The organism is Caballeronia sp. LZ019, from assembly GCF_031450825.1.
GTDB lineage: Bacteria > Pseudomonadota > Gammaproteobacteria > Burkholderiales > Burkholderiaceae > Caballeronia.
The window spans coordinates 2,613,735-2,638,847 of the sequence record NZ_JARTVZ010000005.1 but is presented as its reverse complement, the minus strand read 5'-3'; the positions used below and the strand labels follow the sequence as shown (position 1 = coordinate 2,638,847).

The window sequence follows — 25,113 nt, the reverse complement described above, 5'->3', positions numbered from 1 at the left end:
TTCGCCCCTGTCAGGTTCAGCGTTTATAGAGATCGCGCACGGCCTCTTCGATGTGCTGGCGCAAGAGTCGGCGCTCGTCGGCGGTCATCACCGTGTGCCGCGGCGGACGCGCGGGCGGGGTATCGTCAACCTGCTGTACGGGTTGAAGCACGGGCTGCTTGCTGTCGCTATTGCGCTTGCCGGAACCCTTGCCGCTGCGCTGCTGCGCGCGGACGATCTTGCCGTCCGAGCGGCTATCCGGCGTAAGGACGGCGCGGCTGATCGTGCTGACGGAACCGGCCGAGCCCGAAGGTTGCGCATAGGCATGCTGCGCGCTCAGTACGGCATAGAGCGCACTTGCGAGTAGCGTCTTTCTGGAGATGCGCCTGCTGCGCACAGGTCCGCGCTGCCGCGCTCCCTTCATGTTGTTCCCTTCGTTGCTCGACAACCGGACAGCCTCATTCCTTTCACGCTTTCACGCAGGCGGGACATGCCGCGCGACGCATTGGTCTAATGGAGTATCTACCGAATGGCGGGCCAAGGTAAAGCAGTGTACGCACGGATGATAAGAGGCGTGCCACAGGCCCCGTAAATTTTGTAACGGACTGTTACACTCGCTTTTGCTACAAACTCGGCGTTTGAACAAACGCGCTAAGATGCATCCATGGAAACCAAGAACCCTTCAAAAATCCTCGTAGTCGACGACGATCCTCGCCTGCGTGATCTTCTGCGGCGCTATCTCGGCGAACAGGGCTTCAACGTATATGTCGCCGAAAATGCGCCGTCGATGAACAAGCTCTGGGTGCGCGAGCGCTTCGACCTGCTCGTGCTCGACCTGATGCTGCCCGGCGAAGACGGCCTTTCCATCTGCCGGCGTCTGCGCGGCAGCAACGATCGCACGCCGATCATCATGCTCACCGCGAAGGGTGAGGATGTCGATCGCATCGTCGGCCTGGAAATGGGCGCTGACGACTATCTGCCGAAGCCGTTCAACCCGCGCGAACTCGTCGCGCGCATTCATGCGGTGCTGCGCCGGCAAACGCCGTCCGAACTGCCGGGCGCGCCGTCGGAAACCACCGAGGTGTTCGAGTTCGGCGAATTCGCGCTGAATCTCGCCACGCGCACGCTCACGAAGAACGGTCAGGAGATCCCGCTGACCACCGGCGAATTCTCGGTGCTGAAAGTGTTCGCGCGCCATCCGCGCCAGCCGCTTTCGCGTGAAAAGCTGATGGAGCTTGCACGCGGCCGTGAATACGAAGTGTTCGACCGCAGCCTCGATGTGCAGATTTCGCGTCTGCGCAAGCTGATCGAGCCGGACCCGAGCAGCCCGCGCTTCATCCAGACGGTGTGGGGTCTCGGTTATGTCTTCATCCCCGACGGCGCGGCCTGAGCCTTCGCACGCTTCTTCAGCGAGTCCGATACGCTTTATCTCCTTCACCGGGCGGAACCCGATAGACCCATGCGCATCGACAGGCGGCTACTGGCGCTTGCGTTCGGCGGCCTGTTCTGGCGAACCTTCGCGCTGATCGCGCTGCTGATCGCGGTCAGTCTCACCGCGTGGTTCCAGAGCTTTCGCGTGATCGAGCGGGAGCCGCGCGCGCAGCGCGTGGCGCTTCAACTCGTCGCCGTCGTCAAGCTCACGCGCACGGCCCTTCTCTATTCCGATCCCGACCTGCGCCGCGCGCTGCTTCAGGACCTCGAAAGCAACGAGGGCGTGCGGGTGTACCCGCGCGAGACGACGGACAAATATCGTCTGCAGCCCGACGAATCGCTCAACCGGCTGATCGAGCGCGACGTGCGCGGCCGGCTCGGCAACGACACGATCATCGCGCAGTCGGTGAACGACATTCCCGGCGTGTGGATCAGCTTCAAGATCGACGACGACGACTATTGGGTCGCGCTCGACCGCGACCAGCTCGACACCGTCACGGGCCTTCAATGGGCCGGCTGGGGCGTGTTCGCGCTCGCGCTGTCGCTGTTCGGCGCGGCGTTCATCACGAGCCTCGTGAACCGGCCGTTCGCGCGCCTGGCGCTCGCGGCGCGCAAGGTCGGCTCGGGACAGTCTCCCGAACCGCTGCCCGATCGCGGCATGGGCGTCGCGGCGGAGACGAATCGCAGCTTCAACCAGATGGTGCAGAACCTCGAGCAGCTGGAGGCCGATCGCGCGCTGATGCTCGCGGGCATTTCGCACGACCTGCGCACGCCGCTTGCGCGCCTGCGTCTGGAAACCGAGATGAGCCCGTCGGACGAAGCGACGAAACTCGCGATGATCGACGACATCGAGCAGATGGACATGATCATCGGGCGCTTTCTCGACTATGCGCGGCCGATGCAGCGCATGCCCGAGGCCGTCGATCTGTCGATGATCGCGGGCGAGCTCGCCGCGCGCTTTCAGGCCGATGACGGCGTCGTGATGCGCACGGACCTCGCGCCGGGAGCGATCATCGAGGGCGATCCGACCGATGCGCGGCGCGTCGTCGGCAATCTGCTCGAAAACGCGCGCAAATACGGCCGCAGCGAACGCGACGACATCGCGCGGATCACGCTGCAAACGCGCGTCGTGCACGGCAGAGTCGAGCTTTCGGTAATGGACGAAGGCGGCGGCATCCCCGACGATCAGGTCGGGCTGATCACGCGGCCCTTCTATCGCGTCAACACGGCGCGCACGCAGGCGAACGGCACCGGCCTCGGCATGGCGATCGTTCAGCGGCTCGTCACGCGCCAGCGGGGCACGTTGCGACTGCGCAATCGCACGCCGCTGCCGGGCTTCGAAGTGACGATCGACTTTCCGCACATGAAGAACGCGAGGTTCGACGGTCCGCGCGACTGAGCGACCGAGCGACACCCATTCGAAAAACCTATCCGCTTCATTAGGCATAAACTTTTGAAGCCTCGAATTCGCGGAGTTATGATGTTCCGGTTCGACGCGCGGCGACCGTCCAGGCGGTGTCATTCTCGCGTTGCGGCTTTCCGGTAGTTTGGCTTGAGTTGTCCATTCAACGAACACAGGAGCGTTTGCATGAAGACCGTTGGCGATAAAGTCGAAGCATTCACCGTCACCGCTGCAAAGCCGGGTTTCAACAACCACGAAGAGAACGGCCAGTCCGCGTTCGAGGAAATTACCGAGCAGTCCTTTCCGGGCAAGTGGAAGATCATCTACTTCTATCCGAAAGACTTCACCTTCGTCTGCCCGACCGAAATCGTCGAATTCGGCAAGCTCGCTAACGATTTCGAAGACCGCGACGCCGTCCTGCTGGGCGGCAGCGTCGACAACGAATTCGTCAAGCTCGCATGGCGCCGCGAGCACAAGGACCTCAATAAGCTGAACCACTATTCGTTCGGCGACGTGAAGGGCGAACTCATCGATCAGCTCGGCGTGCGCGACAAGGAAGCGGGCGTGGCGCTTCGCGCGACGTTCATCGTCGATCCGGACAACGTCATTCAGCACGTGTCCGTGAACAATCTGAACGTGGGCCGCAATCCCGAAGAAGTGCTGCGCATTCTCGACGGCCTGCAGACCGACGAACTCTGCCCGTGCAACCGCGCGGTCGGCGGCGCGACGCTCTGAGCGCCATACATCGAGCCTCGTGCATGAAGCCCGCCCTCTTTCGAGCGTTCGCTCGGAAGCCGGCGGGTTTTTTGTCGCCATCGAACGCCACGGAAGTTCATCGAATAGGAGAAGTCAGTGGAATTCCTTTCCTCGATCAAGGAGCTGGTCCCCGATTACGCGAAGGATATTCGCCTGAACGTTGACGGCACCATCGCCCGTTCCTCGCTTCAGGGCAATGACGCGGTCGGCGTCGCGCTCGCCGCGGCTTATGCGGCCAAGGCGACGAGACTCGTGGACATCATCCGCAATGCGGGCGTGCTGTCGCCCGAAGAGACCAATGCCGCGCTGACCGCCGCCGCGCTGATGGGCATGAACAACGTGTGGTATCCGTATCTGGAGATGGCCGACAACGCCGATCTCAAGACCCAGCCGGCCGGCTTGCGGATGAACGCGTATGCGTCGCATGGCGGCGTGGACAAGCGGCGCTTCGAGATGTATGCGCTCGCGGCGTCGATCATCGGCAAGTGCCACTTCTGCGTGAAGTCGCACTACGAAAATCTCGTGACCGAAGGCATGACGACGACGCAACTGCGCGATGTCGGCCGCATCGCCGCGGTGATCGGCGCGGTCGCGCTGACGATCGCGGCGGAGGCGAAGTAAGGCGCCGAAGAACGCCGCGCTGCTCCGAAGCGCGGCGTGTGCCGCTCAGTGATCGATCGACGTACGGCGCAGGAGCACCGCGGCTTGCGCCTCGATGCCTTCCTTGCGGCCCAGATAGCCGAGCTTCTCGTTGGTTTTCGCCTTCACGTTCACGCGGTCGGCCGGCAGATCGAGGTCCGCTGCGATGTTTCCGCGCATCGCCTCGATATGCGGCGCGAGCTTGGGCGCCTGAGCGATCACCGTGCTGTCGACGTTAGCAATCGCGAAGCCCGCTTCGGACACGCGCTTCGCCGCTTCGCGCAGCAGGACGCGGCTGTCAGCGCCCGCGAACTCCGTCGCCGTGTCCGGAAAATGCCGGCCGATATCGCCGAGCGCGGCCGCGCCGAAGAGCGCATCGGTGATGGCGTGCAGCAGCACGTCGGCGTCGGAGTGCCCGAGCAAGCCGAGTTCGTACGGAATCTTCACCCCGCCGATGATGAGCTCTCGTCCTTCGACGAGCTGATGCACGTCGTATCCCTGTCCGATTCTGAAATCCATCGATGCAACCCTTGCAGTAGAAAGTGAGCGATCCGGTCGTGGCGGCGATCAAGCCGGTGCGGAGAGGATCGCGCTGGCGAGACCGAAGTCTTCCGGATAAGTGACCTTGAAGTTGCGCAGGCTGCCCTGCACGAGCTTCGGCGAGTGACCGAGCCATTCGATCGCGCTGGCTTCGTCGGTGAGATCGTGGCCGTCGTGCCGCGCACGCTCGATCGCTTCGCGCAGCATGCCGACGCGGAACATCTGCGGCGTCTGCGCCTGCCACAAGCCGTCGCGGGATTCCGTGCGGGCGATGCGCGGCCCGTTCGACGGCGCATCGGGCATGTTCGCTGCGACGCGCTTGAGCGTATCCGCGACCGGCAGCGCGAGAATGCCGCCGATGGGATCGTCGCGCAGTTCCGCGACGAGCTTTCGGATCAGCGCCGGCGTGATGCCGGGACGCGCGGCGTCGTGCACGAGCACCCAGTCGTCGTCGCGCGCGCCGAATTCGCGCAACGCGACGAGCCCGTTGTACACCGACGCCTGCCGCGACGCCCCGCCGCGACGCTCCACGACGAAGCGCAGCCCGGCGAAGCGGCGCGCGTCGAAATGATGATCGTCCGGTGCGAGCACGACGAGGGTCTGCGAGAATTCGGGGCACGCGTCGAATGCGGCGAGCGTGTAGCCGAGCATCGGCCGGCCCGCGACCGTCTGGTATTGCTTCGGCATCGGCGCGCCGGACCGGCTGCCGGTGCCGGCGCAGGGAATCAGCGCGTAGAGACGCGCAGTGGTAGACGGGGCGGCGGGCGAAGTCACGAGAGAATCATGTGGCCAAGTCAAAGTGAAGCCCGGATTTTATAATAGGTCTTTCGCGACCACGTCCGGCGCGCAGCTTTTCATGCGCTGCGTGCGGGCGGTTCAATGCACACCTTATGTCCTCGAAAGCCGTCAACGCGCAGTCCAATTCCCCCATCGCGCTCGTCAAGGCAGGTCAGCGTTTCGTGTTCGACGGCGCATCCGGCTCGTCGGATGCGCTCGCCATCGCGCGATATCGCGCCGCTCATCGCGAAGCCGTGCCTCTTCTGACGGTGGTTTGCGCGAGCGCGGTCGATGCCCAGCGCCTCGCCGCCGAACTGCCCTACTTCGCGCCCGATGCCCGCGTGCGCCTGCTGCCCGACTGGGAAACGCTGCCTTACGACACGTTCTCGCCGCACCAGGATCTCGTCTCCGAACGCCTCGCCACGCTTCACGATCTCGGCGAAGGACGCTGCGACATTCTCATCGTTCCCGCGACGACCGCGCTGTACCGGATGCCGCCGGCATCGTTCCTCGCGGCGTACACGTTCTCGTTCACGCAGGGCGAGCGCCTCGACGAAGCGAAGCTGAAGGCGCAACTGACGCTCGCGGGCTACGAGCACGTAAGCCAGGTCGTGCGGCCGGGCGAATATTGCGTGCGCGGATCGCTCATCGACCTTTATCCGATGGGTTCGCCGCTGCCGTATCGCATCGACTTGTTCGACGATCAGGTGGATTCCATCCGCGCCTTCGATCCCGACACGCAGCGCAGCCTCTACCCGGTGAAGGATGTGCGCCTGCTGCCGGGCCGCGAATTTCCGTTCGACGAAGCAGCGCGCACCGCGTTCCGCAGCCGCTGGCGCGAAGTCTTCGAGGGCGATCCGAGCCGCTCGCAGATCTACAAGGACATCGGCAACGGCGTGCCGTCGGCGGGCATCGAATACTACCTGCCGCTCTTTTTCGACGAGACCGCGACGCTCTTCCACTATCTGCCGCAAGGCTCGCAGCTTGCGTTCATCGGCGACCTCGATGCCGCGATCAAGCGCTTCACGCACGACACGAAGCAACGTTACGACTTCCTCTCGCACGACCGCGAGCGGCCGCTTCTCGAACCGCGCCGTCTGTTCCTGACCGACGACGACTTCTTCACGTTCGCGAAGCCCTTCGCGCAACTGAAGTTTCCGGCGGCGCCCGAAGGCGGCTGGGCCGTGCCCTTGCCGGGTCTCGCGATCGACCGTCACGCGGAGGAGCCGCTGCTCGCGCTGCGTCATTATCTGCATCAGACTGAAAATCGTGTGATGCTGGTCGCGGAATCGGCGGGCCGGCGCGAGACGATCCAGCAATTGCTCGCGGATAACGGCTTGCGTGGCGAGCTGCACGATACGTTTCAGGAGTGGCTCACCGCCGATGCGAAGTTCACGCTCGGCATTGCGCCGCTGGCGAACGGCTTTGCCTTGCCGGCAGAAAAGCTCGCCATTATTACGGAAACCGAACTATATGGACCGCTTGCGCGCCGCGCGGGGCGCCGTCGCCAGGAACAGGCCAGCAATGTCGATTCGATGGTGCGCGACCTCGCGGAACTCAAGGTCGGCGATCCGGTCGTGCATGCGCAGCATGGCATCGGCCGATACATGGGTCTCGTGTCGATGGACCTCGGCGAAGGCGAGACTGAGTTTCTGCACCTGGAGTATCAGAACGAATCGAAGCTGTATGTGCCGGTCGCGCAGCTGCATGTGATTTCGCGCTATAGCGGCGCGGACCCGGAGAGCGCGCCGCTGCACCAGCTCGGTTCGGGTCAATGGGACAAGGCGAAGCGCAAGGCTGCGCAGCAGATTCGCGACACGGCAGCCGAATTGCTCAACCTCTATGCGCGCCGGGCGTCGCGTGAAGGCTTTGCGTTCAAGCTCGAACCGCGCGATTACACGAAGTTCGCGGAGAGCTTCGGTTTCGAGGAGACGCCGGACCAGGCGGCGGCGATTGCATCGGTGATTGCGGACATGACGAGCGGCAAGCCAATGGATCGTCTCGTCTGCGGCGATGTCGGCTTCGGCAAGACGGAAGTCGCGTTGCGCGCGGCGTTCATCGCGGTGATGGGCGGCAAGCAGGTCGCGATTCTTTCGCCTACCACGCTGCTCGCCGAACAGCACACGCAGACGTTTACAGACCGCTTCTCCGACTGGCCGGTGCGCATCGCGGAACTATCGCGCTTCCGGACCGGCAAGGAAGTGTCGACGGCGGTGCAGCAGATCAACGAAGGCACGGTCGATATCGTGATCGGCACGCACAAGCTGTTGTCGGGCGATGTGAAGTTCAAGCGGCTGGGGCTCGTGATCATCGACGAGGAGCATCGCTTCGGCGTGCGTCAGAAGGAGGCGCTGAAGGCGTTGCGTGCCGAGGTCGATGTGCTGACGCTCACCGCGACGCCGATTCCCCGCACGCTCGGCATGGCGCTGGAGGGCTTGCGCGATTTCTCGGTGATCGCCACTGCGCCGCAGAAGCGTCTTGCGATCAAGACGTTCGTGCGGCGCGAGGACGACGGCGTGATCCGCGAGGCGATGCTGCGCGAACTGAAGCGCGGCGGACAGGTGTACTTCCTGCATAACGAGGTGGAGACGATCGAGAACCGGCGCGCGATGCTCGAGGCGCTCGTGCCCGAGGCGCGTATAGCGGTGGCGCATGGACAGATGCATGAGCGCGAACTGGAGCGCGTGATGCGAGATTTCGTCGGACAGCGTGCCAATGTGCTGTTGTGTACGACGATCATCGAGACGGGCATCGACGTGCCGAGCGCGAATACGATCCTCATGCACCGCGCGGACAAGTTCGGCCTTGCGCAGTTGCATCAGTTGCGCGGGCGGGTTGGACGGTCGCATCACCAGGCGTATGCATATTTGCTGGTTCATGATCCGCAGTCGCTTACGAAGCAGGCGCAGCGTCGTCTGGAGGCGATTCAGCAGATGGAGGAATTGGGCTCGGGCTTTTATCTTGCGATGCACGACCTCGAGATTCGCGGCACGGGCGAAGTGCTGGGCGACAAGCAGTCGGGCGAGATTCACGAGATCGGCTTCCAGCTTTATACGGACATGCTCAACGATGCGGTACGCGCGCTGAAGGACGGGCGTGAGCCTGATCTCAATGCGCCGCTTGCGGCGACGACGGAGATCAACCTGCACGCGCCGGCGATTCTTCCTGCGGAATATTGTGGCGATGTACAGGAGCGGCTGTCGTTGTACAAGCGGCTTGCGAATTGCGAATCGAGCGATGCGATCGATGGCATTCTCGAAGAGTTGGTGGACCGTTTTGGCAAGTTGCCGGCGCAGGCGCATGCGCTGGTGGAGACGCACAGGTTGCGGCTCGCGGCCAAGCCGCTCGGCATTTCGAAGATCGATGCTGCGGAGCTTTCCATCTCGATGCAGTTCGTGCCGAATCCGCCGATCGATGCGATGCGGATCATCGAGATGGTGCAGAAGCATAAGCACATCAAGCTTGCTGGGCAGGATAAGTTGAGGATCGAATCCCGGAGTCCAGATTTGGCTGTGCGGATTGCGACGGTCAAGGAGACGCTGCGCGCGTTGGGGGCGCCGGTTCGGCAGCCGGCGGTCATTGGGCGTTGAATGTTGTTGCTTCGTTGAGCTTGTGTTCGTGTCGGGCTAATTAGTGCGCCCCTCCCTGCGGTGTTAACGAGCCAAGGGGCTCGGAGGACGTAAATGGTCAGTGGGCGTGGAAGGTGATTCAGGGCTCTGTCAAGCTGAGTGCCACCGATGTTCTATGGAGTGACCAAACAGTGACTGCTTTGGGCCAGAAAAGCTGCTTTCTTTGGTTACTTTCTTTGCATGGGACCAGAGTAAGGCGCTAAAGCGCCAACTCTGGTCGACAGCCAAGAAAGTGACCCCCGCCCCGGGGAGGGGCGCACTAATAGACCGACGCGACATCAAGCTCACCGACAAGCAAGGCTCACCGACAAGCAAGCCCAATAACCAGAGACCAATCCGTAGCCGAGCAACGGCAAGAAACCCTTCCTGCGGGCCAGCAAAAAAACTTTGCGCTATGATCGACCCGAACCCCAGGAGTAAAAAAATGTCCCATGTCGCTGACCCGGCGCACGCCGAATCCCGAACGCAAGAAAATCCGAAATCCCTGCCGTGGATCGAACGGCTAGTCTCCTTCGACACGGTGAGCCGCAACCCGAACCTCGGCCTGATCGAAACGGTGCGCGACGACCTGCGCGCCGCAGGCATCGAATCGACGATCACGACCGATCCGCGCGGCCAATGGGCCAACCTCTTCGCAACCGTCCCCGCGCACGACGGCCAAACGAACGGCGGCATCGTACTGTCAGGTCATACGGATGTCGTCCCGGTCGACGGCCAGGACTGGGCGAGCGATCCGTTCAAGCCCGAAGTGCGCGACGGCCTGCTCTACGGCCGCGGAACCTGCGACATGAAAGGCTTCATCGGCGCCGCCCTCGCCATGCTGCCGACAATGCAGGCGACCAGACTCGCGAAGCCTATCCACTTCGCGCTCTCCTTCGATGAAGAAATCGGCTGCGCCGGCGCTCCGCTGATGATCGCCGACCTGCAAAAGCGCGGCGTGCGTCCCGATGGCTGCATCGTCGGCGAACCCACGTCGATGCGCCCCATCATCGCGCACAAGGGCATCAACGCATTCCGATGCTGCGTGCGCGGCGCGGCGGCCCACTCGTCGCTGACGCCGAAAGGCCTCAATGCGATCGAATACGCCGCGCGGCTCATCTGCTTCATCCGCGACGTCGCCGATGAATTCCGCGCCCAGGGTCCGTTCGACGAACTCTACGACGTGCCCTTCACCACCGCGCAAACGAGCACGATCAAGGGCGGCAATGCGCTCAACACCGTGCCCGCCGAATGCAGCTTCGACTTCGAGTTCCGCAACCTGCCGACGATGGACCCCGAGCGCATCTTCGCGCGCATCGAGTCGTATGCGCGCGAGACGCTCGTGCCGAAGATGCTGAAGGAAAACGGCAACGCAGCGATCGAATTCTCGAAGATCGCCTCCGCGCCGGGACTCGACGCGACCGAACAGGCCGCCATCACGCAGCTCGTGCGCGCGCTCACCGAGAACCAGGAGAAACGCAAGGTCGCCTATGGCACCGAAGCGGGCCTCTTCGCGCTCGCCGGTGTACCGAGCATCGTGTGCGGGCCGGGCAACATCGAACAGGCTCACAAAGCGAACGAATACGTCGCGCTCGAACAGCTCGCCGCGTGCGAGGCGTTCCTCGGCAAGTTCATTCACAGCATGTCGGTCGAAGCGCAGGCGCGCTGAACCTTCGGATCAACGAGAGCCATGTCCACAGCCACGCAGCATTCCGACAATACAATCGACGGAACACCCATTCCCACGCTCGACGACATCGCCGAGCAGCACATGGCCCTGATGCCCTGGGTCATGCGCACGCCGGTCTTCGAGCGCCAGGACTTTCCGACGCTCGAAGGCACGCCGGTCACGTTCAAGTTCGAACTGCTGCAGGCGAGCGGCTCGTTCAAGGCGCGCGGCGCGATCTCGAACATCCTCGCACTCAACAGCGACGAGCGCACCGCCGGCGTGACGTGTGTATCGGCGGGCAATCATGCGGTCGCGGTCGCGTACGCGGCGCATCGCATGGAAGTGAGCGCGAAGGTGGTCATCACGAAGAACGCGAGTCCGACGCGCATCGCGCTGTGCCGTCGCTACGGCGCGGAAGTCGTGTTCGCGGAAAACGTCGCCGAAGCATTCGAGATCGTGCGGCGCATCGAAGCGGAAGAAGGACGCTTCTTCGTGCATCCGTTCAATGGCTATCGCACGGTGCTGGGGACGGCGACGCTCGGCTACGAATGGACGTCGCAGGCGCCGGACCTGGAAGCGGTGATTCTGCCGATCGGCGGCGGCGGACTGGCTGCGGGGGTATCGACGGCAATGCGCCTCGCCAATCCGTCACTGCATGTGTACGGCGTGGAGCCGGAAGGCGCCGACGCGATGAGCCGCAGCTTCGCGGCGAACCATACGGTGAAGATGGGCGCGATGCAAAGCATCGCCGATTCGCTGATGGCGCCGCATACCGAGCAGTACAGCTACGAGCTTTGCCGGCGGCATATCGATGAAGTCGTCACCGTGTCGGACGGTGAATTGCGGCGCGGGATGCAGCAGTTGTTCAACGAACTGAAGCTCGCGGTCGAGCCGGCGTGCGCTGCGGCCACGGCGGCTCTCCTCGGCCCGCTGCGCGAGCGCCTGCAAGGCAAGCGCGTGGGCGTGCTGCTGTGCGGAACCAATACGGATGCCGCGACGTTCGGGCGGCATATGGCTCACGCGTGAGCGTCATAGGAAGCGGCCCGTCCCGCACGGGCCGCTTTCGCAATCACATCACCGCCGCGAGCCGCCTTCTCTCGCTCCTTTGCATGAAGTAATTCGCGGCGATCACCCCTACCGTCACCAGCGCGATGAACAACGTCGCGAGCGCGTTCATCTCCGGATTCAATCCGAGCCGCACGCGCGAGAACACCACGAGCGGCAGCGTCGTCGAGCCCGGTCCGGACAGGAACGCCGACAACACGAGATCGTCGATCGACAACGTGAACGACAAAAGCCATCCCGCCACCAGCGCCTGCGAAATCAGCGGCAGCGTAATCGAAAAGAACACGCGCAGCGGCGTCGCGCCGAGATCCAGCGCCGCCTCTTCCAGCGACGGATTCAGCTCCCGCACACGCGATTCCACGATGATCGCCACATACGAGATGCACAGCATCACGTGCCCGACCCAGATAGTGAAGAACCCGCGCCCCGCCGGCCAGCCGATGAGCTTCGCCATCTCGACGAACAGCAGCAGGAGCGAGATGCCCTGGATGACCTCGGGAATCACGAGCGGCGCGTTGATCATGCCCGTGTACAGCGTGAAGCCGCGAAAGCGCCCCATGCGCGCGAGGACGAAGCCCGCCCACGTGCCGATCACGACCGACGCGCACGCCGTCAAGAACGCGATGCGCAGCGACAGCCACGCTGCGTTGATGAGCTCGTCGTCGGTCCACAACGCGCGATACCACTTCAACGAAAACTCCGTCCACACCGTGACGAGCGGCGAGTCGTTGAACGAATAGACGATCAGGCTGATGATCGGGATATACAGGAACGCAAATCCGATCCCGAGCGAGGTGATCTGTAGCGAACGGCTCGGCTTGATCATCGTTTCTGCTCCAGTTGCTTCGCCTGGAAGTGCTGAAAGAGCGCCATCGGCACGAGCAGCAGCAGGACCATCGCGCAGGTGACGGCGGAGGCCATCGGCCAGTCGGCGTTATCGAAGAACTCGTTCCACATGACGCGGCCGATCATCAGCGTATCGGCGCCGCCGAGCAATTCGGGAATCACATACTCGCCCACCGCCGGAATGAACACGAGCAGACAGCCCGCGATAATGCCGTTCTTCGACAGCGGCAGCGTGATCTGCACGAACGCCTTCCACGGCTTCGCGCCGAGATCGTAGGCGGCCTCGAGCAAGGTCAGATCCATTTTCACGAGATGCGCGTAAAGCGGCATCACGAGAAACGGCAAGTACGAATACACCATGCCGATATATACCGCGATATTCGTGTGATACAGCTCGATCGGCGTATGAATCAGTCCGATCGACATCAGGAAGTTATTCAGTAATCCGTTGTTCTTCAGAATGCCGATCCACGCATACACGCGAATCAGAAACGACGTCCAGAACGGCAGCATCACGGCCATCAACAACAGATTGCGCGTTTCGGGATTCGACCGCGCGATGTAATACGCCATCGGATAGCCGATCAGCAGGCACAGCACCGTCGAAACCGCCGCGACCAGCAGCGAATTCATGTAGGTCGCGAAGTACAGGTTGTCGGTCAGCAGGAACGCGTAGTGAGAAAAATCGAGCGCGATGTTCATCACGCCTTCTTTCAGCGTCAGCAGTTCCGTGTACGGCGGAATGCCCAACTGGCTGTCCGCGAAGCTGATCTTCACGACCAGCAGAAACGGCACGAAAAAGAGCAGCAGCAGCCACAGATACGGCCCCGCGATGACCGCCGTGCGGCCCGAAAGCCCAAGACGTTCGGCGATCGTCTTCATGATGTCAGCACCACGCCTGCCTGCGCGCTCCATCGCACGTAGACTTCATCGTCGAAGGTCGGCGAATCGATCTCGCCGAGCGCAAGGCTCGTCACGTTGGCGACCACCGTCTTGCCGCTTTCGAGCAGCACGTGATAGAGCGAATAGCCGCCCATATACGCGATGTTCGTGACCTTGCCGCGGCCCCAGTTGAACGCGCCCTCGGGCGGCTTGCGCGTGAGCGCGATGCGCTCCGGCCGCACCGAGATCGTCACCGGCATGCCGAGCGGCCCGGTGATGCCGTGGCTCACATAGAGACGCACGGGCAGTTCCGTCGATTCGACGAAAATATGATCCGGCTCGTCCTCGACGACATTGCCATCGAAGAGATTGGTCGAGCCGATGAACTGCGCCGAGAAGCGGCTGTTCGGATACTCGTAGACTTCATGCGGCGTGCCAAGCTGGACGATCCGGCCTTCGCTCATCACGGCGATGCGGCTGGCCATCGTCATGGCTTCTTCCTGATCGTGCGTCACCATGATGCACGTGACGCCCACCTGATCGAGAATGTTCACGAGCTCGATCTGCGTGCGCTGGCGAATCTGCTTGTCGAGCGCGGACATGGGTTCGTCGAGGAGCAACAGCTTCGGGCGCTTGACGAGGCTGCGCGCCAGCGCCACGCGCTGCTGCTGCCCGCCCGAAAGCTGATGCGGCTTGCGCTTTGCGTACTGCGCCATCTGCACGAGCTGCAGCGCGTTATGCACGCGGTCCTTCAGCTCGCCGCCCTTCACGCCTTCCTGCTTCAGTCCGAACGCAACATTCGATTCCACGCTCATATGCGGAAAAAGCGCATACGACTGGAACATCATGTTCACCGGCCGGCGATACGGCGGCATCTTCGCCAGGTCGTCGCCGTCGATGAGAATCTGACCTTCCGTCACGGACTCCAGGCCCGCGAGCATGCGCAGAAGCGTTGACTTCCCACAGCCGGAACTGCCGAGCAGCGCGAACAGCTCGCCCTTTCTCACCGACAGATTGACGCCCTTCACGGCCACTGTTTCGCCGAACTTCTTCACGACATCGACGATCCGCACGAAGTCGCCGCCCGTGCTCTGGCCGGATGACGGCCCCCCCGATTGTGGCGCTGCCTTCAACGCGCTCGACTGCTCACTCATGATTGCCTGTTCGACTCCTGCGTCTGTCGTTCGCGAGCCCGCCTTCGTTCGGCGGATCACGAACAAAGCCCCCGGAGGTCCGAGGGCTTCGTCGTTTCAATGAATAACCGGCTGTCCCGACTCAGCGGCCGGACTTGAATTCGGTCCACAGCCGCGTCTGCAGGCGCTGGACCTCCGGCGGCAACGGCTTGAGCAGGAACAAGGTCTTGATGACGTCCTGCGGCGGATACACGGCCGGATCGTTCGCCACGTCCTTGTCCACGTACTTGCGCGCTTCGAGATTGGCGCTCGGGTAATAGACTGCGTTCGTGATCGCGGCGTGCACCTGCGGCGTCTCGATGTAGTTGATCCACTCGTGCGCGGCTTCCTTGTTCTTCGCGTCCTTCGGAATCGCCATCACGTCAAACCACACGGGCGCGCCGCCCTTCGGGATGTAGTACTCGATCTTGAACGGCTTCTTCGCCTCGATCGCGCGATGCTTCGCGATCACGACGTCGCCCGACCAGCCGTAGGCAAAGCAGATGTCGCCGCCGACCATGTCGTTGATATAGCCGGACGAGTTGAACTGCGTGATGTACGGGCGAATCTTCTTGAGCATGGCGAGCGCTTCGCGATAATCGGCCGGATTCGTGCTCATCGGATCCTTGCCCATGTAGTGCAGCGCCGCCGCGAACATCTGGTCGGGCGCATCCAGCACCGACACGCCGCACGCCTTCAGCTTCGAGATGTTCTCGGGCTTGAAGAGAATGTCCCAGTTGTTGAGCGCGGTGTTCGCGCCGAGAATCTGTTTCGCCTTGTCGACGTTATAGCCGAGGCCGGTCGTGCCGTAAGCCCAGGGCACCGAGTACTGGTTGCCGGGGTCCGCGCCCGCGACGAGCTTCATCAGTTCGGGATCCAGATACTTGAGGTTCGGCAGCTTCGACTTGTCGAGCGGCGAGAAGATGTTCGCGGCGATCTGCTTGCCGGCGTAGTTGCTCGTCGGCACGACGATGTCGTAGCCCGAATTGCCAGTCAGCAGCTTGGCCTGCAGGGTGTCGTCGCTGTCGTAGTTGTCGTACTTCACCTTGACGCCGGTCTGCTTGGTGAAGTTGGGAATCGTGTCCTTGGCGATGTAGTCCGACCAGTTGTACACGTTGAGCTGCGTATCTTTCGCCGATGCCGCGAGCGGAAGCAGCGTGGCCGCGCATACTAGCGCACCCGCGAGTTGTCCGAGCTTGGACCGCTTCGAAGCGCAAGCCGCCAGTTTTCCGTTCATCCCGTTTCTCCCTTGTTCCCACTTCTCGACGACGTCGCCGCGCGGGTCCGTCGTGCGCGTGCGGCCCGCGGCTCCCTTAAAAACCCGAAAACTACCATTAAACCGAAGGCAGACAAAAAATAATGCGCCGCCTGTCGCGCAAAGCACACGGGCGAAGCGTCTCGTCCTCGGAAAGTGCGCGCATTTTAGCCCCTAATCCGTCGCCGCGGCACTTCATTAAGCCACACTGCGCAAGTGGAGCGCCGCAGTGCCGGCGCCATGCGATGTCATGATGGATGACGGCCGTTCCTTTCCTGCGATCCCGCTCGCCGGCATCGTCCGAAAGAGGAAGGCCGCCAGCCTGACGAATAGCCAGCGGAACAGTCGTTGCTAGCCATTTCGACGTGCGTCGCAAGAAGCGTCGCCATCCCGCACCCGCAACGCACGCAGCCGTGGCACGGCGCAAGAAGCCGCCTGCCCGCGTGCGCCGTTGCACCGCTATTCGAGGCCAACGTCCGCATGAACACCAATCCGTCCGCGCTTGCCCAGCTTTCCGACGCGAAGTCCGGCGCGCCGTCGTCAACGCCTTCCGCGCGCGACGACCGCCCCCGCCGTTCGCGCGGCCGCTGGTACTCCTTCGCAGGCGCGGGCGCACTCGTCGCCGTCGGCTACATGGACCCCGGCAACTGGGCGACGGCGCTTGCCAGCGGCGCCCGCTACGGCTATCAACTGCTCTTCGTCGTCCTGCTCGCGAGCCTGATGGGGATGCTGCTGCAATGGGTCGCGTCGCGCGTGGGCGTCGTCACCGGGCGCGATCTCGCGCAGCTTTGCCGTGAACGCTATAGCCGGCGCACGACCGTCATGTTATGGCTCGCGTGCGAAGTCGCGATCATCGCGTGCGATGTGGCGGAGGTCGTCGGCAGCGCGGTCGCGTTGCAGATGCTGTTCGGGCTCTCGCTGACGGCGGGCGTGCTGTGCTCGGCGGTCGGCACCTTCGCGATGCTCGCGCTGCAGCGCGGCGGCAAGCGGCCCTTGCAGCGTGCAGTCACCGCGCTGATTCTCTTCGTGAGCTTCTGCTTCGTGGTGCAGCTCGCACTCGCGCATCCCGCCTGGCATGAGGCGCTGACGGGCTTCACACCGCCGCCGGCGCTGCTGCGCGATGCCGGCATGCTCTGGCTCGCGGCCGGCGTGCTCGGCGCGACGGTGATGCCGCACAACCTGTATCTGCACTCGTCGCTGGTCAAGGACCATGCGCCGCAACGCGATGACGAAACCATCGGCGTCGCGCTGAAGGGCGTGAACATCGATACGTTCGCGTCGCTCGCGATTGCGTTCATCGTCAATGCGTCGCTCCTGATCGTCGCCGCTGCGGTGTTCCATACGGCGGGCTACACGAAGGTCGATGATCTCGCGGACGCGCATCGGTTGATCGCGCCGCTCGTCGGAAGTCATTGGGCGGGCATCGCGTTCGCGTCGGCGCTGCTCGCGTGCGGTCTCAACGCGACTGTCACCGGAACGCTCGCCGGTCAGGCCGTGATGGAAGGCTTTCTGAAGCTGAAGGTGGCGCGCTGGGCGCGCGCGCTGCTTACGCGCGGACTGGCGATCGGCCCGGCGCTCGTGGCCGTCGCGAGCTTCGGCCAGCATGGCTCCAACGCGCTGCTCGTCGCTACCCAGGTGGTGCTCAGCCTGCAATTGCCGCTCGCGGTGATTCCGCTCGTGCGTTTCGCGTCCGATGCCGGTCTGATGGGCCGCTGGCGCGTCGCCCGGGTGCCGCTCGCGCTCGCCTGGACGTGCGCGGGGCTGATCGTGGCGCTCAATGCCGCGATGCTGTGGCAGGCTGCCGTCGGGCAATGACGCAGGGCTGTGGCGGGCAAGTTCGGCGTCGCGCAGTTACGATGACGCACTCCGCACCCCGCCGCTTTAGAGAAAGGATGCCCGCCTGATGGCTTTCGGTTCACTCAAGGTCCCTCTTCCGCTTCATCGACGCCACGCGCGTCTCGCGTTGGCCCTCCTCGTGTCGACGACCAGCGCGCAGGCGACGGTCGCGGTGCTGCAACCGCCGCGGGAAGCCGCCGCGGCGCAACCGCTCGAACTGACGCTGCTTTATACCGACGACGATACGAAGCCGCTCACCATCGACGTGCCGAAGCAACTCACCGTGCAACTGACCAACGGCGACTTGCCGGCCGAGCCGCTGGCCCTTCAGCGCGATGCCGCGACGCCCGACCGCCTGCGCCTCGCGCCGGGGCAGTATCGCCGGGTGCGCTATTCGGCGCCGTGGCCCGAGTCGGCGCGCGGCACCGTCAAGATCGATCCGGTCGGCTTCGATGTATCGCCGATGCTCGTCACGCTGAACCGCGGCGAGAACCAGACGCAGGTCGTCGCGGCAGAAAAGCGCGAGGCGCAGGCGGCGACGCCCGCGCAACTGGCGAGCGCCGCCGCGCAGGCCGATACGTCGTCCGCAACCGTCGATACGATGCTCGCGGGCCGCTTCTCGACCTTCGAGCCGATCTATTTCGCCGACGGCAAGAACGGCGACAACCTCGCCAAGTTCCAGTTCAGCTTCAAATACCGGCTGCATCTGCCCGACGATCCGCGCTCGCGCGGCTTCCTCGACAACCTGTATTTCGCGTACACGCAGACGTCCATCTGGAACCTGTCAGCGCCGTCCGCGCCGTTCCGCGACACGAGCTATCAGCCGCAAGTGTTCTATTCCGTCGACGACACCGGCTGGAAGAGTCCGCTCTTCTCGCGCATGGGCGTGGCGGCGGGCATCGGGCATGAATCGAACGGCAAGAGCGGGGACGACTCGCGGGCGATCAACATCGCGTTCGTGCGTCCGACGTGGGAGTTTGGCGATGTCACGCGCAATCACCTGACGCTGTCGCCGAAGTTTTACTACTACCTGTCGAAGAGCGGCAACGAGGACATCGCCGATTATCGCGGCTATGTGGACTTTCTCGTGAAGTACGGCAGCCCCGATGGCTGGCAGCTCGCGACCACGCTGCGCAAGGGCACGAAGCACTGGTACGGCAGCATCGATTCGAACGTGACGTATCCGCTCGCCAAGCTGTTCGGCAGCGCCTGGGGTGGCTACGTCTTCGTCAGCTATTTCAACGGCTACGGCGAGGACATACTGGATTACAACCAGCGCCATCACTGGATCGCGCGGATAGGCTACAGTATCGCCCGCTGAACCTTCTTTCACCGACTTCTCCGCTCATGTCTTCGATCCTCCACGACCTTCCCGACAGCCCGTGCATCGGCGTCTGCTCCACGCTTTTCGACGACGTCTGCAAGGGCTGCGGCCGCACGGCGGGCGAAGTATCGAATTGGGTGTTTCTCAGCGACGACGAGAAGCGCGCGATCTGGGAGCGCATCACGCGCGAGGGAACGGCGATGCGGTTCAGGAACGACAAGCTGTGACGCAGCCTAGATCACCATTTTGAGCGGCGAGCCTTTGGAGGCCGCATCGATACGCGCGGCGAGGCGCGGCAGATTGCATGTCGGCACGCGCGGAAACAGGTGATGCTCCATGTGCATGAAGATGTTATAGCTGACGAGTGAGCGTAACTTGCCCCGCACCGTGCGCGACCTGGCGAGCGCATCGTCTGCATCGTGATGCACCGCCCAGACCGCGAAGAAGGAGGTGAGGCACTGGCCCATTGCCATTGCGATGACGTGATACTTCAGGAACGCGCAATCGAAAACACCGAATACGAGCGCGATCCACGCCACGTTCGCCACCGTCTCCGCGATGATCCACGCACGCGTGCGCTGATCGGCCTTGCGGATCGCGTTGCGATAAAGGCATAAAGGGAATAGCGGCCCCATCGAAATCGCCTGCCACCACGGCATGTACGCGCTGGCCGCTTCGAGGTCGTCCGGTCCGAGGGACTTGGCGTGGTGGCGAAGGTGATTGTATTTCACCGAATGCATCGCGCCGAGCAACAGCACGCTCATTACGAACATGAGGAGATCCGTCGCCCTTCGCGATACGCCGAGCGCACCGTGATACGCGTCGTGCACCTGTCGAGCGCCGGTCAGAAAGAACATGAACGACAAGCCGAGCGCGACGACGATCCACCCCCGGTAAGCCGCGAACCAGGATGCCAGCAGCCAGGGCAGCGGAATCGACAGTTCGCGGAGACTTTGCATCCGGGTGAGCGGCACCAGGTCTTTCCATTCGACGGCACGCAGCCAGTCGGGCCGCTGCATTGCAGCGTTGGGTGTGGCGGCCGAGTTGTCCCCCGCCACCCGGCGCTTTCCGCGCTTCACGAGCGATTCGCTCCGACTGCAAGCAGAGATGCTCATTTATCAAGACTCCTGTGCATATGGCGGCAAGTCGATACGCGACATGCGTCGCTCGACGCCGTTTCGAAGTATGCATGCAGGCAGAAAATACAGCCGGGGCATGGACGCTTTATTACGTTGACCGGAAGCAAATTCGCGGACCGCAAACGAAAAAGCCGCACATCGTGCGGCTTTTCCTTGAATTACGACTGAAACAGCGAGACCGTTACTGAATCCCCTGGCTCGCCAGAAAATCCTCGTAATTGCCGCCGAAGTCGCGCAGCGTGCCATCGGTACGGACTTCGATGATGCGATTCGCCAGCCCGCTCACGAACTCGCGATCGTGCGACACGAAAATCAGCGTGCCCTCGTACTTTTCCAGCGCGATCTGCAGCGATTCGATCGACTCCATGTCCATGTGATTGGTCGGCTCGTCCATCAGCAGCACGTTGTGGCGGCCGAGCATCAGCTTGCCCCAGATCATGCGGCCCTTCTCGCCGCCCGACAGCACCTTCACGTTCTTCCGAATGTCGTCCGCATTGAAAAGCAGCCGGCCGAGCGTGCCGCGCACCATCTGGTCGTCGTCGCCTTCCTGGCGATACTGATCAACCCACTCGGTCAGCGTTTCGTCCTTCGGGAACTCTTCGTACGTGTCCTGCGGCATGTAGCCGACGTTGGCGTTCTCCGCCCACTTGACCGTGCCGCCGTCCAGCTCGACGGCGCCCTTCAGCGATTTCAGCAGCGTGGTCTTGCCCGCGCCGTTCTCGCCGATGATCGCGATGCGCTCGCCCGGCTGCACGCTCAGATTGAAATTGTGGAAGATGGTCCGGTCGTATTTCTTCGTGATGCCGTCGGCCACGACCGCGATGTTATGCAGCTTCTTCTCGAAGTCGAAGCGGATGAACGGATTCTGCCGCGACGACGGCTTGAATTCCTCGATCTTGATCTTGTCGATCATCTTGAGACGGCTGGTTGCCTGACGCGCCTTGGACTTGTTCGCCGAGAAGCGGCGCACGAAGTCCTGCAGGTCGGCCACGCGCTCCTTCGCCTTCGCGTTCGCGGCCTGCTGACGCTCGCGCGCCTGCGTGCTGGCGAGCATGTAGTCATCGTAGTTGCCCGGATACACCTTCAGCGTGCCGTAATCCATGTCCGCCATGTGCGTGCAGACCTGGTTCAGGAAGTGCCGATCGTGCGAGATGATGATCATCGTCGAGTTGTACTGGTTCAGCACGTCTTCCAGCCAACGGATCGAGTTGATGTCGAGGTTGTTGGTCGGCTCGTCCAGCAGCAGCACGTCCGGCTTCGAGAACAACGCTTGCGCGAGCAGCACGCGCAGCTTCCAGCCGGGCGCGACGTTGCTCATCGGCCCGTTGTGATCGGCGATATTGATGCCGATGCCGAGCAGCAGTTCACCCGCGCGCGCTTCGGCCGTATAGCCGTCGTACTCGGCGAACTTCGCTTCGAGTTCGGCGGCGCGCATGTAGTCGTCGTCGGTGGCGTCGGGGTTCGCGTAGATCGCGTCGCGCTCGGTCATCGCGGCCCACATTTCCGTGTGGCCCATCATCACGACATCCAGCACGCGCATGTCTTCGTACGCGAACTGGTCCTGGCGCAGCTTGCCGAGCCGCACGTTCGGCTCGAGCATGACGTTGCCGGAACTCGGCTCCAGATCGCCGCCGAGGATCTTCATGAAGGTCGACTTGCCGCAGCCGTTCGCCCCGATCAGTCCATAGCGGTTTCCTTCGCCGAACTTGACCGAAATGTTCTCGAAGAGAGGCTTCGGCCCGAATTGCATGGTGATATTGGCGGTAGACAGCACGGCGCGTCCTTTGAATGATGTACGACGAAAAACCTGAGATTTTAGCAGCTTTTAGCCGCGATTTCCGGCGCGGCCGCGCGAGTCCGGCCGTTCACGGAGCGCACGCGCCAAACATGACTGAACGCGGCGCCAAACGAGGCATCAAAAGCGGCATCAAAACCGGCGCGGGGCGCGGCCCTCGTCGAACCGCGCCCCGCGCGCCGCGCCGAATTGGCGAACCGAACGCTCAGGTGCGCTCGGCGATGAACGCTTTCACGACGGCTGCGTCCGCCGCAACGATATCGAACCGCTGCGGCAGTTTTTCAAGGCCGACGAACGCCGCCGGGCGTTCCGGCTCGCGACTGAGCGCCTCCCGTATGGTCTCGCCGAATTTGATGGGCTGCGCGGTCTCGAGCACGATCATCGGCACGCCGGGTTTGAGGTTCTCGCGCGCAACCTTCACGCCGTCGGCTGTGTGGGTGTCGATCATCGTGTCGTAGCGCTCGAACACGTCGCGGATGGTCTGCACGCGATCGTCATGGCCGCTCTTGCCCGACACGAAGCCGAATTCCCTCACGCGCGGGAAATCGCCGCTCGCCGTCAGATCGAAGCCGCCCTTCTCTTCGACATCGCGGAAAAGTTGAACGACGCGCGCCGGATCGCGGCCCAGCAGGTCATACACGAAGCGCTCGAAGTTCGACGCCTTCGAAATGTCCATGCTCGGCGACGTCGTGTGATACGTCTCCGCCGCGCCCCGCACCCGATACACGCCGGTGCGGAAGAATTCGTCGAGCACGTCGTTTTCGTTCGTGGCGACGACGAGCTGGTCGATCGGCAGCCCCATCATCCGCGCGATGTGTCCCGCGCACACGTTGCCGAAGTTGCCCGAGGGCACCGTGAACGACACGCGCTCGTCGTTGCTCTTCGTCGCGGCGAAATAGCCCTTGAAGTAGTAGACGACCTGCGCGACAACGCGCGCCCAGTTGATCGAATTGACCGTGCCAATCTTGTGCTTCGCCTTGAACGCGTGATCGTTCGACACCGCTTTCACGATGTCCTGGCAGTTGTCGAAGTTGCCTTCCACGGCCAGATTGAAGATGTTTGGGTCCTGCAGCGAGAACATCTGCGCCGTCTGGAACGCGCTCATTTTCTTGTGCGGCGAAAGCATGAAGACGCGCACGCCGGCCTTGCCGCGCATTGCGTATTCGGCGGCGCTGCCGGTATCGCCCGATGTCGCGCCGAGAATGTTCAGCGTTTCGCCGTGCTTCGCGAGCGCGTACTCGAAGAGATTGCCGAGCAGTTGCATCGCCATGTCCTTGAAGGCGAGCGTCGGCCCGTTCGACAATTCCAGCAGCGACAGCGGCGCACCGTTCTCGACGCCGAGGGTCTTCAACGGCGTGATCTGCACGGCGGCTTCTTCGTGGCGCACGTTGCTGTAGACCTGTGCGGTGTACGTCTTGCGCGTGAGCGAGCGCAGGTCGTCGGCGGGAATGTCGTCGCTGAATCTGGACAGCACTTCGAACGCGAGGTCCGCATACGACAGCGTGCGCCAGCGCGCGAGTTCATCGGCGGACACGCGCGGGTACTCGGCGGGCAGATAAAGACCGCCGTCTTTCGCGAGGCCGCCCAGCAGGATGTCGGAAAACGTGTGGCGCTCGTTCATGCCGGCGCCGCGCGTCGAAATGTAGTTCATGTCGCGTACCTGTTTAGTGCAGCACTGCCATGCGCAGCTTCGTGACCTTCGAGACGACCGTGGACAGCGCTTCGATCTCCGCGATCGCCGCGTTCGCGTTCTTTTCCACCGTCTCGTGCGTGATGAGGATGATGTCCGTCTCGCCCTTGTTGCCGCCGTCGACCTGTTCGGATTCCTTTTGCAGGAGCGCGTCGATGGAGATGCCCTTGTCCGCGAGAATGCGGGTGATGTCGGCGAGCACGCCGGTCACGTCGGCCACGCGCAGGCGCAGGTAATAGCCGCTCGTGATGTCTTCGATTGGCAGGATCGGCGTGTTCGACAGGCTGTCGGGCTGGAAAGCCAGATGCGGGACGCGATGCTCCGGATCGGCCGTATGCAGGCGTGTCACGTCGACGAGGTCCGCGACCACGGCGGAGGCCGTCGGCTCCGCGCCCGCGCCCTTGCCATAGTAGAGCGTCGTGCCGACGGCATCGCCCTGAACGACGACCGCGTTCATCGCCCCTTCGACATTGGCGAGCAGGCGCTTTTCCGGCACGAGCGTCGGATGCGTGCGCAACTCGATGCCCTTCTCCGTGCGCCGCGCGATGCCGAGCAGCTTGATGCGATAACCGAGCTCGCCCGCATAGCGAATGTCGATGGCGGCCAGCTTGCTGATGCCTTCCACATACGCGCGATCGAACTGCACCGGCACGCCGAACGCGATCGCGCTCATGATCGTGACCTTGTGCGCGGCGTCGACGCCTTCGATGTCGAAGGTCGGGTCGGCTTCCGCGTAGCCCAGTTCCTGCGCGCCCTTCAGCGCGGTCGCGAAGTCGATGCCGCGGTCGCGCATCTCCGACAGAATGTAGTTCGTCGTGCCGTTGATGATGCCCGCGATGGCCTCGATGCGATTCGCCGTCAGCCCTTCGCGCAGCGCCTTGATGATCGGAATGCCGCCCGCGACGGCCGCCTCGAACGCGACCATCACGCCCTTGGCGCGCGCCGCTTCGAAAATCTCGGTGCCGTGGACCGCGAGCAGCGCCTTGTTCGCCGTCACGACATGCTTGCCGTTGGCGATCGCGCGCAGCACGAGTTCGCGCGCGAAGCCCGTTCCGCCGATCATTTCGCACACGATGTCGATGGAGGGATCGTCGACGACGGCGTGGAAGTCATCGGTGATCGCGACGCCCGCCGCGCCCTGCGCCTTCGCCGGCGTGCGCACGGCAATGCGCGAGATTTCGATGCCGCGGCCCGCGCGCCGTTTGATTTCTTCCTGATTGCGCCGCAGCACCGTGAACGTGCCGCTGCCTACCGTGCCGAAGCCCAAGAGTCCTACTTTGATCGGTTCCATACTGCGCGAGTCTTTAG

21 protein-coding genes are annotated in these 25,113 nt (G+C 63.2%); 10 read left to right on the top strand and 11 right to left on the bottom strand.

Features of this window, described 5'->3' with window-relative positions:
* Positions 1 to 16: 16 nt before the first annotated feature.
* The gene (locus P9255_RS25860; RefSeq protein WP_309790645.1) at positions 17 to 403 is read right to left on the bottom strand and encodes a hypothetical protein; all 387 of its coding nucleotides are present in this window, start codon (positions 401 to 403) and stop codon (positions 17 to 19) included.
* A gap of 240 nt (positions 404 to 643) precedes the next feature.
* Between P9255_RS25860 and ompR the strand changes: the two genes are divergently transcribed.
* From ompR to P9255_RS25840, 4 genes are all read left to right on the top strand, one after another.
* Complete coding sequence (gene ompR, locus P9255_RS25855; protein ID WP_008349770.1) at positions 644 to 1,369, top strand: two-component system response regulator OmpR; 726 nt, start codon at positions 644 to 646, stop codon at positions 1,367 to 1,369.
* Positions 1,370 to 1,438: 69 nt separating this feature from the next.
* Positions 1,439 to 2,809 (top strand): ATP-binding protein, encoded by a 1,371-nt coding sequence (locus tag P9255_RS25850; protein WP_309790644.1) that lies wholly within the window; start codon positions 1,439 to 1,441, stop codon positions 2,807 to 2,809.
* A 189-nt stretch (positions 2,810 to 2,998) separates the two neighbouring features.
* Positions 2,999 to 3,547 carry a peroxiredoxin gene (locus P9255_RS25845; RefSeq protein WP_309790643.1) on the top strand — a complete coding sequence of 183 codons (549 nt, stop codon included), beginning with the start codon at positions 2,999 to 3,001 and terminating at the stop codon, positions 3,545 to 3,547.
* 117 nt (positions 3,548 to 3,664) lie between these two features.
* Positions 3,665 to 4,189 carry a carboxymuconolactone decarboxylase family protein gene (locus P9255_RS25840; protein WP_309790642.1) on the top strand — a complete coding sequence of 175 codons (525 nt, stop codon included), beginning with the start codon at positions 3,665 to 3,667 and terminating at the stop codon, positions 4,187 to 4,189.
* A 45-nt stretch (positions 4,190 to 4,234) separates the two neighbouring features.
* Here P9255_RS25840 and ispF read toward each other — a convergent pair whose 3' ends face one another.
* Both ispF and ispD read right to left on the bottom strand, forming a co-directional pair.
* Positions 4,235 to 4,726: a 2-C-methyl-D-erythritol 2,4-cyclodiphosphate synthase gene (gene ispF / locus P9255_RS25835; protein ID WP_309764906.1), complete on the bottom strand. Its 492-nt coding sequence runs from the start codon at positions 4,724 to 4,726 to the stop codon at positions 4,235 to 4,237.
* A 48-nt stretch (positions 4,727 to 4,774) separates the two neighbouring features.
* The gene (gene ispD / locus P9255_RS25830) at positions 4,775 to 5,434 is read right to left on the bottom strand and encodes a 2-C-methyl-D-erythritol 4-phosphate cytidylyltransferase (protein ID WP_309765468.1); all 660 of its coding nucleotides are present in this window, start codon (positions 5,432 to 5,434) and stop codon (positions 4,775 to 4,777) included.
* A gap of 203 nt (positions 5,435 to 5,637) precedes the next feature.
* Between ispD and mfd the strand changes: the two genes are divergently transcribed.
* From mfd to P9255_RS25815, 3 genes are all read left to right on the top strand, one after another.
* Complete coding sequence (mfd, locus tag P9255_RS25825; protein WP_309790641.1) at positions 5,638 to 9,114, top strand: transcription-repair coupling factor; 3,477 nt, start codon at positions 5,638 to 5,640, stop codon at positions 9,112 to 9,114.
* A 463-nt stretch (positions 9,115 to 9,577) separates the two neighbouring features.
* Positions 9,578 to 10,801 carry an acetylornithine deacetylase gene (gene argE, locus P9255_RS25820; RefSeq protein ID WP_309790640.1) on the top strand — a complete coding sequence of 408 codons (1,224 nt, stop codon included), beginning with the start codon at positions 9,578 to 9,580 and terminating at the stop codon, positions 10,799 to 10,801.
* A gap of 21 nt (positions 10,802 to 10,822) precedes the next feature.
* Positions 10,823 to 11,827, top strand: a complete 1,005-nt coding sequence (locus tag P9255_RS25815) for a threonine/serine dehydratase (protein ID WP_309764909.1) — start codon at positions 10,823 to 10,825, stop codon at positions 11,825 to 11,827.
* A gap of 43 nt (positions 11,828 to 11,870) precedes the next feature.
* Here the strand turns inward: P9255_RS25815 and P9255_RS25810 are convergent, their stop codons facing one another.
* The 4 genes from P9255_RS25810 to P9255_RS25795 all read right to left on the bottom strand — a co-directional run bounded on the left by P9255_RS25810 (position 11,871) and on the right by P9255_RS25795 (position 16,003).
* A complete protein-coding gene (locus P9255_RS25810; RefSeq protein ID WP_309765469.1) occupies positions 11,871 to 12,689 on the bottom strand; it encodes an ABC transporter permease subunit in 819 nt (272 codons plus the stop codon).
* Positions 12,689 to 13,594, bottom strand: coding sequence for an ABC transporter permease subunit (locus P9255_RS25805; RefSeq protein WP_309790639.1), 906 nt, complete (start codon positions 13,592 to 13,594; stop codon positions 12,689 to 12,691). The genes P9255_RS25810 and P9255_RS25805 overlap by 1 nt, the downstream gene beginning before the upstream one ends.
* A complete protein-coding gene (locus P9255_RS25800; RefSeq protein WP_309790638.1) occupies positions 13,591 to 14,748 on the bottom strand; it encodes a polyamine ABC transporter ATP-binding protein in 1,158 nt (385 codons plus the stop codon). The genes P9255_RS25805 and P9255_RS25800 overlap by 4 nt, the downstream gene beginning before the upstream one ends.
* A gap of 121 nt (positions 14,749 to 14,869) precedes the next feature.
* Positions 14,870 to 16,003: a polyamine ABC transporter substrate-binding protein gene (locus tag P9255_RS25795; RefSeq protein ID WP_309764912.1), complete on the bottom strand. Its 1,134-nt coding sequence runs from the start codon at positions 16,001 to 16,003 to the stop codon at positions 14,870 to 14,872.
* Positions 16,004 to 16,501: 498 nt separating this feature from the next.
* On the opposite strand from P9255_RS25795, the gene P9255_RS25790 reads away from it, so the two are divergent.
* From P9255_RS25790 to P9255_RS25780, 3 genes are all read left to right on the top strand, one after another.
* A complete protein-coding gene (locus P9255_RS25790; RefSeq protein WP_309764913.1) occupies positions 16,502 to 17,836 on the top strand; it encodes an Nramp family divalent metal transporter in 1,335 nt (444 codons plus the stop codon).
* Positions 17,837 to 17,924: 88 nt separating this feature from the next.
* Positions 17,925 to 19,178 carry a phospholipase A gene (locus tag P9255_RS25785; RefSeq protein ID WP_309790637.1) on the top strand — a complete coding sequence of 418 codons (1,254 nt, stop codon included), beginning with the start codon at positions 17,925 to 17,927 and terminating at the stop codon, positions 19,176 to 19,178.
* A 26-nt stretch (positions 19,179 to 19,204) separates the two neighbouring features.
* Positions 19,205 to 19,408, top strand: coding sequence for a DUF1289 domain-containing protein (locus tag P9255_RS25780; RefSeq protein WP_309764915.1), 204 nt, complete (start codon positions 19,205 to 19,207; stop codon positions 19,406 to 19,408).
* Positions 19,409 to 19,414: 6 nt separating this feature from the next.
* On the opposite strand, the gene P9255_RS25775 is transcribed toward P9255_RS25780, so the two are convergent.
* The 4 genes from P9255_RS25775 to P9255_RS25760 all read right to left on the bottom strand — a co-directional run bounded on the left by P9255_RS25775 (position 19,415) and on the right by P9255_RS25760 (position 25,096).
* Positions 19,415 to 20,296: a fatty acid desaturase gene (locus P9255_RS25775; protein ID WP_309764916.1), complete on the bottom strand. Its 882-nt coding sequence runs from the start codon at positions 20,294 to 20,296 to the stop codon at positions 19,415 to 19,417.
* A 205-nt stretch (positions 20,297 to 20,501) separates the two neighbouring features.
* Positions 20,502 to 22,094, bottom strand: coding sequence for an ABC-F family ATPase (locus P9255_RS25770; protein ID WP_309764917.1), 1,593 nt, complete (start codon positions 22,092 to 22,094; stop codon positions 20,502 to 20,504).
* 226 nt (positions 22,095 to 22,320) lie between these two features.
* Positions 22,321 to 23,766, bottom strand: coding sequence for a threonine synthase (gene thrC / locus P9255_RS25765; RefSeq protein ID WP_309764918.1), 1,446 nt, complete (start codon positions 23,764 to 23,766; stop codon positions 22,321 to 22,323).
* A gap of 13 nt (positions 23,767 to 23,779) precedes the next feature.
* Positions 23,780 to 25,096, bottom strand: coding sequence for a homoserine dehydrogenase (locus P9255_RS25760; RefSeq protein ID WP_309764919.1), 1,317 nt, complete (start codon positions 25,094 to 25,096; stop codon positions 23,780 to 23,782).
* Positions 25,097 to 25,113 lie beyond the last annotated feature (17 nt).